Below are 16,584 nucleotides of genomic sequence, written 5' to 3'. Positions count from 1 at the left end.
AGATTAACCCTCCAATTCGTAGCGGTAATCTTCAACAACGGTGTTGGCGAGCAGCTTCTCACACATCACTTTCAATCGTTTTTCCGCTTCCACACGATCTGTTGTATCCAGATTCAGTTCCATGACTTTACCGATCCGTACACTTTCCACTTCGTTGAATCCCATGGAATGCAGGGCTCCTTGAACAGCTACGCCTTGCGGGTCGAGTACGCTTTGTTTAATAGTGACATATACGGTTGCTTTGATCATGATCTGTATGTTCCTCCTCAGTAATGAACGGGATAAATGCTTTATGCTGTTAAAAAAAGTGCTGTGGCCTTGGGACGCTCGCTTCGGTGTGGATGGTTCCTCCGGCCGCGGGTTGTTCCCCGGTTTTTTGGATTCGTTTTGGCCCGCGCTGCGGTCAAAACCCGGGAACAAAGGCGGACGCTTCGCTCCTTCGTGAACCATTCCCCCCTACGCTTGATCCTGCGGCGCTATTTTTTTAAAAGGCCTAAACCCTTTGCGTTGCTCGGTGGGTAGTAAAACAGGTGATGCCTTGGACGCTCGCTTCGGTGTGGATGGTTCCTCCGGCCGCGGGTTGTTCCCCGGTTTTTTGGATTCGTTTTGGCCCGCGCTGCGGTCAAAACCCGGGAACAAAGGCGGACGCTTCACTCCTTAGTGAACCACTCCACCCCTACGCTTGATCCTGCGGCGCTATTTTTAAAGGCCTAAACCCTTTGCGTTGCTCGGCGGGTAGTAAAATCGGTAGCCTTGGGACGCTCGCTTCGGTCGCAACGGTAGAACCAGCCATATCACGCAAACGTAGACAGGTCTTAAATCCCTTTAGTAACCAATGATTTTCAGTTTTTTCCTTTGCATCATTTACAGGCTTCATACCTAGTGAAGCCTGCCTTAATTGCCTCATCCACCAGTTTGAACACTGGCGGAGGGAAAGATTTGAGCTGGAGAAACGAAGTGCTCGCCTTTGCAACCGGAATGTGTCCTTTTGAAAAAAGGATACGAATCCAAACATTCCGGGGGCAACAGCGATCGAAAGCCAAACTTTCCCGGAGCCCGCGCTCAAACGTTACTTTTTATTATTTCGTTAAACGTTTATAAATATCGACGTATCTTGCCGTTGTCGCTTCCACGACCTCTTGCGGAAGCGGGTCAGGCTTGCTGTTCTTGTCCCAATCGGTGCCTGCCAGATAGGTACGGACGGGCTCTTTATCCATGCTGTCGATCTCAATGCCGAGAGCATAGTTTTCTTTTGCCCAGAAGCGGGAGGCATCCGGGGTGAAGATTTCATCAATCAGGATCACCTTGCCGTCCACGATGCCAAACTCGAATTTGCAGTCTGCCAGAATGATACCGCGCTGATCGCAGTAATCACGCGCGAATTCATAGAGGCGCAAGCTCTTCTCCTGAAGTTCAATGGCAAGGGCGTCTCCGACAAGCTCTTTCATACGCTCCATCGGAATGTCCTCGTCATGACCAACGTCATTTTTGGCAGCCGGTGTGAAGATGGGCACTTCAAGCTTGGCATTTTTGCGTAGACCTTCCGGCAGTTTGATTCCATTCACTTCTCCGGTTGTCTCGTACTGTCTCCAGCCGCCGCCAGTAATGTATCCGCGCACCACACATTCAATATCGATGCGCTCGGCTTTGCGTGTAACCATGATGCGGTTTTTGAGCAATTCAGGTTCGGTGACCAGATCACCCAGCTGACTCACATCGGTATGAACCACGTGGTTTTCCATCATGCTACCTGTCAGTTCAAACCAGAAGCTGCTGAGTTGATTCAGCACATTGCCTTTCTCTGGAACCGCCGGGTCAAGCACATAATCAAATGCCGAGATGCGATCCGTTACCACAATAAGAAAATGCTCACCCAGATCGTACAACTCGCGTACTTTTCCTTTATACAACAGAGGTGCTTTAACAAGATCTGCCGCCGTGGACAGTGCCATGGGGTCACCTTCTTTCAGGAGATGTAAAATATACGTCCAATTCCCCTCATCACGCGGGGCCACTCCAAATGCAGAAGAACCTTCCGATCGCTGTTATCCCCGAATTTTTCTGATCTAATTGTATAAGGGGAAAATTCGGTGATAAAGGCGAACGCTTCGCTTCTACAGGTTTTTTCTGCATTCTCCGTTCCAGCGTGAACACATAATCAACCTATACTTTTAGGAGAATATTTCTGTCCTCTACGTTCCCTGCTAGCCCATCATTCGTTCTCTAGCCTTATTAAGGGCGTATATTAATTGATTAGTCGTTTAAGCCGAGTTTTTTGAAAATGGTATCGACATGTTTCAGGTGCCAGGACGGGTTAAATGCATCTGCAATTTCTTCTTCGTTCAGCACGGCTGTGATTTCCGGTGTGGACTTCACGATGTCCTGGAATTGACGCTGTTCTTCCCATGCTTGCATCGCACGTGGCTGCACGGTATCGTACGCTTGCTCACGGCTGAAGCCTTTGTCGATCAGTTTGGTCATAACACGACCAGAGAAAGGTACGCCGAAGGTACGTTCCATGTTGCGTTTCATATTTTCCGGGAACACAGTCAGGTTCTTCACAATGTTACCGAAACGGTTGAGCATGTAGTTCAGCAACATCGTTGCGTCTGGCAGAATGACACGTTCTACGGAAGAGTGCGAGATGTCGCGCTCATGCCACAGTGTTACGTTCTCGTATGCAGACACCATGTGTCCGCGGATAACACGGGACAGACCAGAAATGTTTTCACTGCCGATTGGGTTGCGCTTGTGTGGCATTGCGGAAGATCCTTTTTGACCTTTGGCGAAGGCTTCTTCCACTTCACGGAACTCACTCTTCTGCAGTGCACGTACTTCTGTAGCAAATTTGTCCAGGGAAGTTGCGATCAGTGCCAATGTTGCCATGTACTCAGCGTGACGGTCACGTTGCAACGTTTGCGTAGATATTGGCGCAGGTTTCGTGCCAAGCTTCTTGCAGACAAACTCTTCAACAAATGGATCGATGTTGGCATACGTTCCAACAGCTCCGGAGATTTTACCGAACTGTACGCCATCCGCTGCATGGCGGAAACGCTCCAGGTTACGCTTCATCTCTTCATGCCACAACGCCATTTTCAATCCGAAAGTTGTTGGCTCTGCATGTACACCATGCGTACGTCCCATCATTGGCGTATGCTGATATGTCAGTGCTTTTTCACGCAAAATTTCGATGAAATTAATGATGTCTTTTTCCAAAATTTCGTTCGCTTGACGCAGTACATATCCCAGTGCCGTATCCACCACGTCCGTGGAAGTCAAACCGTAGTGAACCCATTTCCGCTCTGCACCCAGACTCTCGGATACTGTACGTGTGAACGCAATAACGTCATGGCGTGTTTCCTTTTCGATCTCATAGATCCGATCAATGTCAAAAGAAGCGTTCTGGCGAAGCAAAGCTGCTTCTTCCTTCGGGATAACTCCAAGCTCAGCCCATGCTTCGCATGCACAAATTTCAACTTCCAGCCACGATTGGAATTTGTTCTCTTCTGTCCAGATGGCTCTCATTTCGGGTCTGCTATAACGTTCAATCATGAATTTGTATGCCTCCATAGATTAGTTTGTTCGATCCATTGCAATCCTTCTTCGACATCCTGACAGAGCAGGTTTACATGCCCCATCTTCCGTCCTGTCTTCGCTTCGCTCTTTCCATATATATGAAGCTTGGGGATAACACCGAGTTCCATCGCCTCTTCATCAGGTTGCCCTGTTCTTGCGATGATTCCTTCCAGATGCTCACCAAGCACATTGACCATAACGACGGGACTTAACAGCGTTGTATCCCCCAGCGGCAATCCGCAAATGGCACGAATATGTTGTTCAAACTGTGATGTGGAACAGGCCTCCATCGTGTAGTGTCCGGAATTATGCGGCCTTGGAGCCAGCTCGTTCACATACAGTCTGCCGTCAGCGGCTACAAACAGTTCCACCGCCAGCAATCCGACAGCTTTGAGGGATTCGGCAACTGCAGCGGCCAGTTTCTGTGCTTCCAGTTGAATTTCTGTGGCCACTCGCGCAGGTACGATGGAAGCATGCAAAATGTTATTCACATGAATGTTCTCCGCAGGCGGGAACGTTTTGATCTCTCCATTCGTGCTACGAGCAACAACGACCGAAATTTCGCATTCAAACTTGATAAATTGCTCCAGCACCAGCTCTGCTCCTGTCGATGCAAGCTCTTGATACGCCTCTTCAGCTTCCGCTGCAACCCGGATCACCCGCTGACCTTTGCCGTCATATCCGCCAGTCACTGTTTTCAGTACACATGGAACGCCTAATTCACTCACCGCAGCATTCATCGTATCCAAACTGGTAATCTCGCGGTATGGAGCAACTCTTACCCCAGCCGCTTCAATCGCACGTTTCTCACGCAAGCGATGCTGGGTTGTGTATAAAAGGGAACTCCCTTGCGGTACATACGACTCACGCTCTAGCAAAGCCGCCACTTCTGCATCCACATTCTCGAATTCATACGTGATCACATCGCATTGTTGCGCGAGTTCTCTTGCTGCCTGTACATCATCGTATCCGGCTTCAATCTGCTTCGCAATCTGGCCACAAGGTGAATCCGGTGCTGGATCAAGCGTCACGAATCGATATCCCATCGCTGTTCCGGCTAGCGTCATCATCCGTCCGAGTTGTCCGCCGCCAAGAATACCGATTGTTGTATGTCCAGGTAATAAGACGGGCTGTCCCTGCCCTGTTCCCTTATTCTGTCTGGTTGCCTCATTACTCATAGCTCATCACTGCTTTCGAGTACTTCTTGTTTAATCCGTTCTCTGCGAGCTTCGGAGCGACGCTGTACCTCCGGGTCAAATGCGCCAATGATCTGCGCCGCAAGCAAGCCTGCATTTGTCGCACCCGCTTTGCCAATCGCAACCGTCGCTACCGGGATGCCGCCAGGCATCTGCACAATGGACAGCAAGGAATCGAGACCGTTCAATGCTTTGGATTGAACCGGAACACCGATGACGGGAAGCATCGTTTTGGATGCCACCATACCTGGAAGATGAGCCGCTCCGCCTGCACCAGCGATAATGACCTTGAATCCGCGGTCGATCGCCTGCTCTGCATATTCAAACATCAAATCCGGTGTACGATGCGCGGAGACGACCTTTTTTTCATAACCAATCCCAAGCTCGTCCAGCACCTCGCACGCATGTTTCATCGTTTCCCAATCAGACTTACTGCCCATAATTACAGCAACTTGCACTGACATGAATACATCCCACTCCCATCTGAGCATTTTAAAAAAACGAAAAAGTCCGCTACCCGCGAAAATATTACATTTTCTCCGGACACCGGACTCCAAGAAATACGTATCCCTCATTTGGGCATGCCAAAAGGGGCTTGCTGTCCGCAATCAACCATGCGACTCTCAGCCGTATCTCCTCGTAGTCCGGAAATTTACGGTTTCCGGGTAGATACTTCCGGGCCCTATTCCCGGCGTTATACGAGCAAATATCTATTCGTTACATCTTCGTTTACCATGTTCCACAATCATACAGCTTTCGTTCCTACTCGACCTTATTTTAACCTGATCGACACATCTAACATTCTAACAATCCCCTACAGCGTATGTCAACTTAAAGACGAACATTTAACATATTGACAAATCTAATGTTCGGGAATTAGTGAAGTGTTAACCAATAAACTCCAAATTCGCTTGAAATACCCCATCCTGTTGCTTCAAAATAAAATAAAGAAAGCCGGCTACTCTTCAATTTCTCGAAGACAACCGGCTTGTTCACACGGGAAAGGAGCACGAAGTACACCCTCCCTCTTATTTCAACATCATTTTACGATCAATACAGGAATTTGAGCATGCTGTACTACATTGTGGCTGACACTGCCCAGCACGAATTCACGGATTCCGCCTAAACCGCGGGAACCAATAATAATGATATCCGAGCCGTTTTCTTTGGCATAGTCCAGCAACACTTCGGCTGCAGCTCCTTGGATCAAATCCACATTGGCCGTAACACCGGCAGCTTGAATTCGCTCTTTCGCTTCATCGGTCGTTTGCACAGCCAGATTGTAGTAATCGTTATTCAGTGAAGCCGGAAGCGGCGCAAGCCCCTCCCCGATAAATACGCGCGGAAAATCAAATGCATGAATGACATCGAGCACAGCCCCCGGCGATGCCTTGGCAAACTCGATTGCACGATCCAGTGCTTTATTTGAAGCTTTTGACCCATCATAAGCTACTAAGATTTTGGAAAATAACATGTAAATCCCGTCCCTTCCTTATATATGTAGAACCCGAAGCAAGCCTCGGTCTGACATCTCAATCCCTTACAGAGCCTGGAACCATGTAACTTCTTAAACCTTCACAGGTTAAAATGAACCACTTAATAAGAAACAATTTACATAATAAATTCATTCATCCCTATACAATCACTGCAAAAAGTAACCATACATCACTGCATTCAGAAATACGAGCAACGGGATGCCAATCGTAAAGCTGGGATGTTTCGTTTTATGCCTTTTCCTATACATCGCAATCCAGACGCCTAACGCACCACCGATAAAGGCTAGTAAAAACAACGTTCGCTCGGGCGTGCGATCCCGCCGCTGCTGTGCACGTCTCTTGTCGTCTGACATGACCAGATATGCGACAACATTAATAAAGATAAACCATACGATAAGTCCGGTATGCATATGCGTTTAGCGGTCCCCCTGTCCCGGGACATCTCCCTGTCTCCATTATAATCCCAAGACAGGCAGATGATCAACGCGGGCAGAGAACCGCACTCTTTTACATTAAAACTAATTCTACGATTCCTGTTTCGGAATTCCGTTCAGGCTAGGCACCCTTTTGGCTGATTTCTCAGGGGTCACTGCGATATTCTCTTCCCGAATGCTATCCTTATTCTGCTGGTTATTGCGTTTTTCCGGTTTGTTATGCGGCATCTCAGGCTCACCTCCTCCGCTTACGTTGCCTGAAAATGAATCATCTTATACGAAGGAGGCACCTGTATTTTAGGCTTTAGGGAGCATGTCTAGTTGTTACTGTGGCTGTTTAGAAAATGATATAACGCTCCGTACAGGTTTGCATCGTTTCCAAACGTACAGGCTGTGATCTTCGGGCTCGCCTTATGCAAAGGGTTAATTCGCTTAAGTTCACCAATTGCCCATTGGATTCGTTCCAGCACAACAGGCTGTGCACTAATGCCTCCTCCGATGGCAAACACTTCAGGGTCGAGAATGTATTGCAGATTCATGATCTGAACCGCAATTTGTGTGCAAAAGGTGTCAAATACTCCGCACGCCTCCGCATCTCGCTGATTAATAAATTCAAACACGGCCTCACCATCGGCAGGGTCATCCAGCCCTTTTAACTCACCAATCTGTCTGACCATCTCTACAGCCGAGCTCTCCAGTCCAAAATAGGCCGCTTCCTTCGTTACCGGATCAATCCGGCTCATCACATAACTAACCTCTCCGGCTGACAAGTTTTTGCCACGCTGCAGTTTACCGTCCATGATGATTCCTCCCGCGATGCCGCTGCCCAGCACCATAACGACGGAATCCTTGGTATCTTTGACACTGCCGAGCCATAGTTCAGCAAGCGCTGCGCACTTCCCGTCATTTTCAATGGACACATGGATCGCATATCTGTCTTCAAGAAGCTTGGCTAAATTCACCTCATGCAAAAATGGAAAAGAACCGCCGTGATACACCATTCCTGTCTCCACATCGATTGTTCCTGGACAACTCAAGGCAATGCCCCGAATCTGTGACAAGTCTTGTGCATCCACGATGGCATAAAGAGCATCCTGAAGTTCCTGCAAGCCACTCCGACCAACGCCACGTTTTCCCTTCGACAACAGCTCTCCGTTTTCGCTCATGATTCCGTATTTAATAAACGTTCCACCAATATCAATAACTAGATACATTCTGTCAGCCTCCTGATCTGCCTATCATTCATCACCATCATAATTGAAATATAGAGCGTTTCCATTTATATTGATGGTATTCATTTGCGATTAATGGTATTAAATTATGATCTTTAGGGAGAAGGAGCATTCAGTGCCAACGATAACCGAAACCAAACTTCAATGGATCTTACAAACGATATATGAGACTTCCCGGGTTCCCGCGTTCTACCTTATGCGTGGTTTGGATCGTCACCCTTCTTTTAGCCCGGAACTTGCGAACCTGCTTCTCTCCGTCCCGATCCATCTAAAAATTCAGATCATCGACTACAATACACAAATGGATAAAATGATCCTGATGCCAGTCTCTATTCCTGAAGGGCAAGGTCTGCTTGTTCTCTGGCCCAACGCACAGTCATATGTTGAGCATGTTCCATTTTCATGGGAGCAACAACTGAATACTACTACATTCATTGAACCCAATGATCTCCATCAACTGCTGAGTGTGGCAATTATGGCCCATTACCTTTTACATCATGAAATATTGGATCAACATCAAGTACTTGAGGATAACAAACATGTTATAAATAGCCCTACGGAAGGTGTACTTGAACTGTCTCTTCTGGAACAGAGAGAGCGGAGATTGTTTCATAAATCCTACCTTTCGGAGAAAAAGGTATTTGATCAGGTTCGTCTGGGGAACAAACATAACATGCTTTTGTACCTCAAACAGCATATGGAGTTGAACGGGGTCTACGGCACATTATCGCAACAGGATAGTTTACGGAGCAAAAAGAATTTGATCATCGCAGCCATTACACTCGGAACCCGCGCTGCAATTGATGGGGGGTTGTATTCGGAGTCGGCGCTTACGCTTAGCGATACCTATATCCAACATATTGAGAAGCTGACCCGGATTGATTCGATTCACCCGATTCTGCATAAAATCCTAGGTGACTTTACCGAACGTGTAGCCAAAGTCCATCGGGCTCATAACTCCAAAGACATTCTGTTATGTCAGGAATATATATTCAATCACTTATACGATGACTTAAGTCTCTCCTTAATATCCAAGCATCTGCAAATAAGCCCCTCCTATCTTTCCCGTAAATTCAAGGAAGAGACTGGAGAGGCGCTTCGCATTTTTATACAAAGGCAACGGATTGAAGAAGCCAAAAATCTGATCGTTTTCTCAGACTATCGCCTGAGTGAGATTCATACGTTGCTTAACTTTCACGATCAGAGTTACTTCATCAAAGTGTTTCGAAAACATACGGGTTTCACACCAAAAGAATATCGTAATCGATTTGTGGTCAAGCCTTCTTGAACATGAGGACCTGAATCTGGTCGCCCCATTTAAATAGTCCGAGATCGTTTAACACTTATTCTCTCACCTTATGTTATCTTTGCAGCATTCCTATTTTCCTTGTTTCTCCATAGCGGCCTTGAGTAAATCTCCCAGGTTGGAGCCGATGGATTCCTGCTTCGCGTATTGCTTCACCAGCTTTTGTTGCTCACGTTTGTTCACATGCTGCTTGTCTTTATCCAGCGTTTCGGTGATTCCGCATGGCAGACACTGTACATACAGTCCAGCTTTGCCTTCCTTAATCTCCATCTTTTTATGGCACTGCGCGCAGCGGCGGTTCGACAACCGCTTCTCATTGGAGCGGCGATAACCACAGTCCTCTGTAGGACATACGAGAAACTTGCCACGTTTCCCCTTTTTCTCAAGCAACTTGGCATTACAGTCCGGGCAGTGGCTGTTGGTTACATTATGCGGTTTGTACTCGGCTTTACTGCTTTTAACGGTGGATACAAGTTCCTTCGCCATAGAACGAATCCCGTCCAGGAACGGCCCTGGTTTCCCCTGTCCACGTGCTATGCGCTCCAATTCAGCCTCCCAACGAGCTGTCAGTTCAGGTGTGCGCAATTGCGGGGCGGCAAGCTCAATCAACTGTTTGCCTTTGCCAGTTGGATGCAGACTGTTCCCTTGACGATCAATTGTATCCGAGCTGACCAGTTTCTCAATGATATCTGCACGTGTCGCAGGTGTGCCCAGTCCGTGCTTCTCCATCTGGGAGAGCAATCCTGCTTCCGTATACCTCTTCGGCGGCATCGTACGCCCACTTTTGATGTGGCAACGCTGAAGTGTCACCGCCTGCCCCTGTTGCAAGTCTGGCAACAAAGCACGATCATGTTCACCTGTATCATCCGAACGCTCATCTTCTTCATCCGTGTAATCCCCGCCGTATACTTCACGCCAGCCACTATCCTTGACCGTTGTGCCTTTCACGTGGAAGGAATCCTTACCTATCTGTACCGTAACAGCTACTGAATCATACCTTGCTGCCGGATAGAACAGACTGATGAAACGGCGAACAATCAGATCGTATAACTTACGTTCCTCCGGGCTGAGTTGATTTAAGAGCACCGTCTGCTCGGTTGGAATAATGGCATGGTGATCGGTGACCTTGCTATCATCAACAATCCGTTTCGTGATATTCAGATTTTTGCGCAGTAAAGGGCGTGCAAGTGATGCATAAGGGCCAACAGCTACACTCTCGAGTCGTTCTTTTAACGTTCCCGTCATGTCGGAAGTCAGATAACGGCTATCTGTCCGCGGATAGGTAACAAGCTTATGCTGCTCATACAGACGCTGGAGTACGTTAGAGGTCTGTTTAGCGGAGAAACCGTGTTTACGGTTCGCATCCCGTTGCAGTTCCGTAAGGTCATAAGCCAGCGGATGCGGCTCGACCTTCTCACTTTTTTTCACCTGGGCAATCGAGCCTTTCCGCCCTTCTACTCGTGCTTTCAATTGCTGCATATCCTGTTTGTCGAAAACTCTTGAATCCCCGCCAGATGCACGCCAAACCGCCTGAAAATCTCCAAAGTCCGCAGTTAACGTCTCATATTCCTGTGAACGGAAGCCGTTAATTTCATTTTCCCGATCCATGATCATACCCAGGGTTGGCGTCTGTACACGTCCAGCGGACAATTGAGCATTGAACCGTACGGTTAACGCACGTGTCACATTAAGACCAATCATCCAGTCCGCTTCTGCACGGCAACGTGCGGATTCGTAGAGACGGTCAAATTGACTTCCCGGCTTCAGCGAAGCAAATCCGTCCTTGATCGCTTTGTCCGTTTGGGATGAAATCCACAGTCGTTTGAACGGCTTTTTCCACTGCGCCATCTGCATAATCCATCGTGCAAGCAGTTCTCCTTCACGGGCCGCATCGGTTGCGATGATAAGCTCACCTACATCCTGACGTTTCATCAGCTGCTGCACAGCTTTATACTGGTGATTCGTTTCCCGGAGCACCTTCAGCTTGGTTCGCTCTGGCAGAATCGGCAGATCCTCCAGATTCCACGTCGCGTACTTTTTGTCATAATCCTCAGGCTCAGCCAAACCCACCAAATGTCCCAAGGCCCACGTTACAATGTATTTCGGACCTTCCATATAACTTTTATGTTTATCACGCGCGCCCATCACCCTTGCAATCTCCCGGGCTACAGATGGCTTCTCTGCGAGTACCAATGTCTTCACTTCGTATCTCTTCCTTTCTTTCCAGACGCTAATGATCGGCGACAACGGATCTGTCTTCCTTGTCTTCCTACCTTCTCATCTTTACATTATATCATCTCAATCAGAATCATGTTTTCGACAAATGTGGATTCCAGGCGGTGTGTTAAACGGATCTCTTTTGAGAGCAATAAGCAATATTTGTTATCCCAATACCAACCCAATATGTAATATGTATGTAACTTATTTGTGTGGAATTTAATTTCTATCAAGATATGCACAACCTTTATTTTAAAGAAACATAGAGTAAATGATTGATTTTACTATAAAAAAGCGATTTGTATACGTTTTTTTGAATCGATTCAATCTTTGTCAGATTACTTAACACCAATGTAAGATGTGCAAAAGTATTTATACAAAGATTGCTAAAACACACACATCATCTTAGACACAGGAAGGGAGCGTGGATGCATGACTTATCATGGATCTGTATTGAAAAAAGGCGGTGCCTTATTACTCGCGGGAACCATGGTTGCCGCAACGTGGGGAGGAACTGCTGTACCTTCGGCTTTCGCCACCGCCGCAACTCCTCCAAGCCAAACCTCCACCGTCACTGCCCTTGCAGGGAAAGCGCCGGTCAGTGCCGCAACCTTCGTTCAGTCCATGGAAGAAGCCGCTACACTTGCAGGTGTACCTTTCACCATGGACAAGCTCTCCGGTGCGACAATATCACGCAAAGATGCTGCACTTGCCTTGCAGCAATGGCTCAAGCTGGACACCGCTCCGGCATCCTTCAAGGATGTGCCGAAGCAGTCCGATTATGCCATTGCCGTCGGTGCCCTGAATGCCGCCGGACTCATGAAAGGCTACACGGACTCTCTTTTCTTACCGAACGCTGTACTTACAGCGAGCGACGTCTCTATTTTGAAAGACCGCATCTATACCTACATAAAACCGTTTGTGCTTGAAGAAGCCACGATCATGGATATGCAGAATGCCATGGCACAAGGTAAACTGACATCCAAAGAGCTCGTACAACATTATCTGGATCGTATCGCGAAATACGATGATCAAGGTGTCAGCATCAATGCTGTCCTGAATCTGAACCCGGATGCGCTTAAAATCGCAGAGCAACTCGATGAAGAGCGCGAAGCTCAGGGACCTCGCGGCCCGCTTCATGGTATCCCGATCCTGGTGAAGGATAACTTTGATACCAAAGACATGCCAACCACGGCTGGTTGTATCTGTCTGAAGGATTCTATTCCGGCCCATGATGCAGAGCAAGTGAAGAAGCTGAAAGCAGCGGGAGCCATTATTTTGGGCAAAACCAACCTGCATGAGTTCGCTTTTGGCATTACAACATCAAGCTCGCTGGGAGGACAAACGCTTAATCCGTACGCCCTTGATCATTATCCAGGTGGTTCGAGCGGTGGAACGGGTGCGGCCATTGCCGCGAACTTTGCTGCAGCAGGTATGGGCACCGATACAGGTGGCTCCATCCGCATACCGTCCAGCTTTAACAGCCTTGTGGGTATTCGTCCAACCATTGGCCTCTCCAGTCGGGAAGGCATCATCCCACTAGCACTGACACAAGACGTTGGTGGGCCGATGGCACGTACCGTAAGTGATGCGGCGATTATGCTGGATGCTACCGTTGGTTATGATAAAAAGGATGTCGCCACGGCTTACGCGGTAGGCAAAATCCCTTCCAGTTACACAGACTTCCTGGACGCGAACGGACTGAAGGGTGCTCGAATCGGTGTAGCCCCTGAACTCATCCCAAGCACCAAAGCGGAGGAAAAAGCGGTTGCCGACGTTATCAACGCCGCTGTTGAAGAACTGAAATCACTCGGTGCTACCGCTGTACCGATCTCCATTCCGAACTTTGCAGAGATCAATAAATATCCTAGCCTCAGTGGCTATGAGTTCAAATTCCAGCTGAATGACTATCTGGGTTCTCTAGGTGATAATGCACCATATCACAGCCTGTCCGAGATCATCGCATCCGGTCAATTTGATAAATCCCAAGAACAAGCCATGAAAGCACGGGACGCACGGGATACGCTGGATACATCAGAGTACAAAGATATCGTCCTGAAGCGTACTCAAATTACTCGTGATTCCTTACTGAAAGTCATGGCGGATAACCATTTGGATGCAATCATCTATCCTACGTCAACACAAGCTGCTGGCGTGATCGGCAAAGGACAAACCTCTGGTGCCAACAATCGTCTAAGCCCATTCTCCGGCTTCCCATCTATTACTGTACCGGCTGGCTTCACAACGGATGGCTTGCCTGTAGGCTTGGAATTCCTGGGCCGCGCCTTTGACGAGGGCACTCTGATCAAGCTGGCTTACAGCTACGAACAAGGTACACACCATCGCCAAGCACCAAAGTTAACGCCTTAACGCTTCCCCCTTTATTGAACATTCTTCATTAAACGCGCACCCCACTCACGATTCTGTGAATCGGGGTGTTTTTCGATTTATATTTTCAATTTGCCCAGTTCTTGATTTGTCGTCTACAATATGATGAGGAAGTTTACTACTTGTACATCGTTTGAACCACACAATAACAGGAGGTTTTAGATGAACTATTCAAGATGGCATATGCTGCTTATTACTGTGCTCAGTTTCTCCCTTTTGGCCACATCAACGGTTAGCGCTGCCACGACTACTAATGCCAAGAAATATAAGTGGGCCAAGCCCGCTGTAGAATTTATGGCCTCTCACGGTGTCATGAAAAGCTACGAACAGGAAGCAGATCGTTTAAACCAGACCGTGTCCAAAGCCGAATTAACCCAAATGATACATACCTTATTCAAGGAATTCCGTGTTGAACCCGACAAAAAAATCGAAATTCCAGGCGTACCAGAAGGAAGCACCTATTATTCTATTTTTAGAGATGTGTACGGAAGTATTCCGAGTAATCCCTGGAGTTTAAATGCTGCTGCAGATCAGGTAGATTATTCTAGTTATACTTTTGCTTATCAGCCTGATAAACTGTTATCTCGATGGGATTTGATGATCACCTTGAATGTGCTCTTTCCTCAGATGTCCGAAGCTGTTCAAGATAGACAGTACAAAGATATGTTTGCTCAATCCAAGTCATTCAAGGACATTCCTCATAAGAAATTCAGTTCACCAGAGGCCTATGATAAATGGATTAATGCAGATCAATTACTGACAGCAGAATTCGGTTGGATTCAATCTAAAGATAAAAGTATTTATCTCAGTTCCGACATTGATGGTGGCAAACTGAATGCTTTGCTCGGCTTCTCTAAAGCAGGTATCATGAAACCCGATGCCAAAGGGAAATTTTATCCGAGTCAAAAAGTAACGTTAGCAGAGACGGCAGTTATTCTGCAACGCATCTACAACTTTTATGGCGGAAAAGGTTATAAACATCAGCCAACCAAAGATGAACTGATCCCGAATGGCACCCGTTTGTTTTTGCATGAGGGTGAAAAATCTGCTACTGGAACCACAGGTGATTTCGCTCTTGTTAATGCGGATGATGTTTCAACATTGTACCTTTCCATTAGTGCCAAGGAACCGGTCGATCTAACAATTACTGTAAACGGTGAATCAATCAACTATACCTATGAACGTTTAAACGTTCTTAATGCTCCAGTCATTATCCCTTTTGATGGTGCGTACTATGTTGAAATCTATCCCATCCTGCGCAGGACTGGCAAGCTCGTTGGAGAACCAGAAACCGATGAAGAAGCCGAAGTTTATAACAACTTAAATCTGGCCTACTTTACTTCAGATCACTGGACTGATTTTACTGAGACTAAATTGGATTTCGATGATTCACAACGCGAGTATGAACAATATTTAAAAGAAAACGAATAGACAAGAAAAGGTATAGCTCATTTATTGAGTCTCTACCTTTTTAATTCTTTCTGTCACATTGTGGATTCAAGTTTTAGTTCATCCGTTTCTACATTCACATCATGTTTACTCAAAGCTATTCATTTTAGCTATTATTTACCCTCTATCCGGCACACCCCATCGAACAACCAAACCCGAGTACGTTAGCCCGCCTCCAAAACCAAATAGTGCAACGTTCTGCCCATGTCTGAGCTTCCCTTCATCCACCGCAATCTGCAATGCAAGTGGAATAGAGGCCGCAGAAGTATTCCCACGATACTCCATACTCGTTAATGTGCGTTCAAGTGGAATCGGACCGCGTTCACACATCGCTTCAATCATACGCATATTGGCACTGTGCGGAACAAACCAATCGATCTGCTCAGGTGACATTTCAGCTCTCGTAATAAGCTCAGCTAATTGTTCCGGAACCATGCGGACTGCCCATTTGTAGACCTCTCTTCCGTTCTGCACCAGATTGCCCTCGGCATTCAAAGGCTGACCATTCATCTCTGTAGAAAGTCCGCTTTTATATAAGTGCATGCCACCTTCTCCTTGTGTCCCGGAAATGACAGACTTAAAGTCACCCTGGTCAGAAGCACGTTCTACCAGAAACGCACCGGCCCCATCTCCAAACAACACGCACGTTGTGCGATCTGTATAATCCGTTATTTTGGATAACGTCTCAGCCCCGATGACGAGTACCTTACGATACATCCCACTGGTTACCAGACTATCTGCTAGCTGCATACCGTATGTGAAGCCGGCGCAAGCCGCGTTCAGATCAAGCACTCCTGTATGGGGAATGCCCAGGTTTGCCTGGACTCGTGAAGCCGAACTTGGGAAAGCATACTCGGGTGTACTTGTTGCAAAAAGAATCATATCTACATCGGTGATCTTCACCTCGTAACGACGCACCATATCTTCCACAGCTTTTGTGGCCAGATCTGATACAAATTCATGTTTGCCTGCAATCCGGCGCTCTCTCATGCCAGTTCGCTGTACAATCCATTCATCACTTGTATCGACCATTTTTTCCAAATCTGCATTGCTTAGTATCCGCTCAGGTACATACGTACCCATTGCTGTTATTGTTGCTTTAGATTGATGATTCATAGCTAAGATCACCTCGAATGTTTTTTTATCATTATAGCACTAAGTCTTAGTACTTGGTACTAAATTATTTTTGTAGAAGACCACTTTTTATTAACGAGAACGCTGACAATACAAAAAAACAGTCCAATTTCTTGGACTGTTCGACAATTAACCAGCGTAAGTATATAAAAAAAT

Annotated in this window: 15 protein-coding genes and 1 riboswitch; of the genes, 3 read left to right on the top strand and 12 right to left on the bottom strand. The window is 47.1% G+C overall.

Going from position 1 to position 16,584, the window contains the following annotated elements; translation table 11 throughout:
* Window positions 1-3 precede the first annotated feature (3 nt).
* The 10 genes from purS to Q9R46_RS21435 all read right to left on the bottom strand — a co-directional run bounded on the left by purS (window position 4) and on the right by Q9R46_RS21435 (window position 7,916).
* Window positions 4-249, bottom strand: coding sequence for a phosphoribosylformylglycinamidine synthase subunit PurS (purS, locus tag Q9R46_RS21480; protein ID WP_090923368.1), 246 nt, complete (start codon window positions 247-249; stop codon window positions 4-6).
* A gap of 207 nt (window positions 250-456) precedes the next feature.
* A complete protein-coding gene (locus Q9R46_RS21475; protein WP_311281704.1) occupies window positions 457-654 on the bottom strand; it encodes a hypothetical protein in 198 nt (65 codons plus the stop codon).
* A 425-nt stretch (window positions 655-1,079) separates the two neighbouring features.
* Window positions 1,080-1,952 carry a phosphoribosylaminoimidazolesuccinocarboxamide synthase gene (locus tag Q9R46_RS21470; protein ID WP_311281703.1) on the bottom strand — a complete coding sequence of 291 codons (873 nt, stop codon included), beginning with the start codon at window positions 1,950-1,952 and terminating at the stop codon, window positions 1,080-1,082.
* Between the two features lie 301 nt (window positions 1,953-2,253).
* On the bottom strand, window positions 2,254-3,552 hold the full coding sequence (gene purB, locus Q9R46_RS21465; protein WP_311281702.1) for an adenylosuccinate lyase: 1,299 nt from the start codon (window positions 3,550-3,552) through the stop codon (window positions 2,254-2,256).
* Window positions 3,549-4,754, bottom strand: coding sequence for a 5-(carboxyamino)imidazole ribonucleotide synthase (gene purK, locus Q9R46_RS21460; protein ID WP_311281701.1), 1,206 nt, complete (start codon window positions 4,752-4,754; stop codon window positions 3,549-3,551). Before purK ends, purB begins: the two co-directional genes overlap by 4 nt.
* Window positions 4,751-5,236 carry a 5-(carboxyamino)imidazole ribonucleotide mutase gene (purE, locus tag Q9R46_RS21455; RefSeq protein WP_311281700.1) on the bottom strand — a complete coding sequence of 162 codons (486 nt, stop codon included), beginning with the start codon at window positions 5,234-5,236 and terminating at the stop codon, window positions 4,751-4,753. The genes purK and purE overlap by 4 nt, the downstream gene beginning before the upstream one ends.
* A gap of 156 nt (window positions 5,237-5,392) precedes the next feature.
* Window positions 5,393-5,494, bottom strand: a riboswitch (purine riboswitch).
* Window positions 5,495-5,811: 317 nt separating this feature from the next.
* Entirely contained in the window at window positions 5,812-6,246 is a 435-nt protein-coding gene (locus tag Q9R46_RS21450) for a universal stress protein (RefSeq protein WP_145335842.1), read from the bottom strand.
* A 168-nt stretch (window positions 6,247-6,414) separates the two neighbouring features.
* On the bottom strand, window positions 6,415-6,678 hold the full coding sequence (locus Q9R46_RS21445) for a DUF1294 domain-containing protein (RefSeq protein ID WP_090923375.1): 264 nt from the start codon (window positions 6,676-6,678) through the stop codon (window positions 6,415-6,417).
* 114 nt (window positions 6,679-6,792) lie between these two features.
* Complete coding sequence (locus Q9R46_RS21440; RefSeq protein ID WP_167375798.1) at window positions 6,793-6,930, bottom strand: hypothetical protein; 138 nt, start codon at window positions 6,928-6,930, stop codon at window positions 6,793-6,795.
* Window positions 6,931-7,019: 89 nt separating this feature from the next.
* Entirely contained in the window at window positions 7,020-7,916 is an 897-nt protein-coding gene (locus tag Q9R46_RS21435; RefSeq protein ID WP_311281699.1) for an ROK family protein, read from the bottom strand.
* Window positions 7,917-8,049: 133 nt separating this feature from the next.
* Between Q9R46_RS21435 and Q9R46_RS21430 the strand changes: the two genes are divergently transcribed.
* Complete coding sequence (locus Q9R46_RS21430) at window positions 8,050-9,222, top strand: helix-turn-helix domain-containing protein (protein WP_311281698.1); 1,173 nt, start codon at window positions 8,050-8,052, stop codon at window positions 9,220-9,222.
* Between the two features lie 90 nt (window positions 9,223-9,312).
* Here Q9R46_RS21430 and Q9R46_RS21425 read toward each other — a convergent pair whose 3' ends face one another.
* On the bottom strand, window positions 9,313-11,442 hold the full coding sequence (locus Q9R46_RS21425) for a DNA topoisomerase III (protein ID WP_311281697.1): 2,130 nt from the start codon (window positions 11,440-11,442) through the stop codon (window positions 9,313-9,315).
* 447 nt (window positions 11,443-11,889) lie between these two features.
* On the opposite strand from Q9R46_RS21425, the gene Q9R46_RS21420 reads away from it, so the two are divergent.
* Together Q9R46_RS21420 and Q9R46_RS21415 are read left to right on the top strand one after the other, a co-directional pair.
* Window positions 11,890-13,827, top strand: coding sequence for an amidase family protein (locus Q9R46_RS21420; RefSeq protein ID WP_311281696.1), 1,938 nt, complete (start codon window positions 11,890-11,892; stop codon window positions 13,825-13,827).
* Window positions 13,828-14,007: 180 nt separating this feature from the next.
* Window positions 14,008-15,276, top strand: coding sequence for an S-layer homology domain-containing protein (locus Q9R46_RS21415; RefSeq protein ID WP_311281695.1), 1,269 nt, complete (start codon window positions 14,008-14,010; stop codon window positions 15,274-15,276).
* A 135-nt stretch (window positions 15,277-15,411) separates the two neighbouring features.
* Here Q9R46_RS21415 and Q9R46_RS21410 read toward each other — a convergent pair whose 3' ends face one another.
* Window positions 15,412-16,410, bottom strand: a complete 999-nt coding sequence (locus tag Q9R46_RS21410) for a ketoacyl-ACP synthase III (protein ID WP_311281694.1) — start codon at window positions 16,408-16,410, stop codon at window positions 15,412-15,414.
* Between the last annotated feature and the right edge of the window lie 174 nt (window positions 16,411-16,584).

The sequence above is a fragment of the Paenibacillus sp. RRE4 genome, assembly GCF_031844205.1.
GTDB lineage: Bacteria > Bacillota > Bacilli > Paenibacillales > Paenibacillaceae > Paenibacillus > Paenibacillus xylanexedens_B.
This window is presented reverse-complemented; position numbering and strand designations above follow the sequence as displayed.

Excerpts from the sequence above, each read along its gene's own strand:
- purS (WP_090923368.1), bottom strand. The coding sequence starts at position 249 with ATGATCAAAGCAACCGTATATGTCACTATTAAACAAAGCGTACTCGAC.
- Q9R46_RS21470 (WP_311281703.1), bottom strand. The coding sequence starts at position 1,952 with ATGGCACTGTCCACGGCGGCAGATCTTGTTAAAGCACCTCTGTTGTAT.
- purB (WP_311281702.1), bottom strand. The coding sequence starts at position 3,552 with ATGATTGAACGTTATAGCAGACCCGAAATGAGAGCCATCTGGACAGAA.
- purK (WP_311281701.1), bottom strand. The coding sequence starts at position 4,754 with ATGAGTAATGAGGCAACCAGACAGAATAAGGGAACAGGGCAGGGACAG.
- purE (WP_311281700.1), bottom strand. The coding sequence starts at position 5,236 with ATGTCAGTGCAAGTTGCTGTAATTATGGGCAGTAAGTCTGATTGGGAA.
- Q9R46_RS21450 (WP_145335842.1), bottom strand. The coding sequence starts at position 6,246 with ATGTTATTTTCCAAAATCTTAGTAGCTTATGATGGGTCAAAAGCTTCA.
- Q9R46_RS21445 (WP_090923375.1), bottom strand. The coding sequence starts at position 6,678 with ATGCATACCGGACTTATCGTATGGTTTATCTTTATTAATGTTGTCGCA.
- Q9R46_RS21440 (WP_167375798.1), bottom strand. The coding sequence starts at position 6,930 with ATGCCGCATAACAAACCGGAAAAACGCAATAACCAGCAGAATAAGGAT.
- Q9R46_RS21435 (WP_311281699.1), bottom strand. The coding sequence starts at position 7,916 with ATGTATCTAGTTATTGATATTGGTGGAACGTTTATTAAATACGGAATC.
- Q9R46_RS21420 (WP_311281696.1), top strand. The coding sequence starts at position 11,890 with ATGACTTATCATGGATCTGTATTGAAAAAAGGCGGTGCCTTATTACTC.
- Q9R46_RS21415 (WP_311281695.1), top strand. The coding sequence starts at position 14,008 with ATGAACTATTCAAGATGGCATATGCTGCTTATTACTGTGCTCAGTTTC.
- Q9R46_RS21410 (WP_311281694.1), bottom strand. The coding sequence starts at position 16,410 with ATGAATCATCAATCTAAAGCAACAATAACAGCAATGGGTACGTATGTA.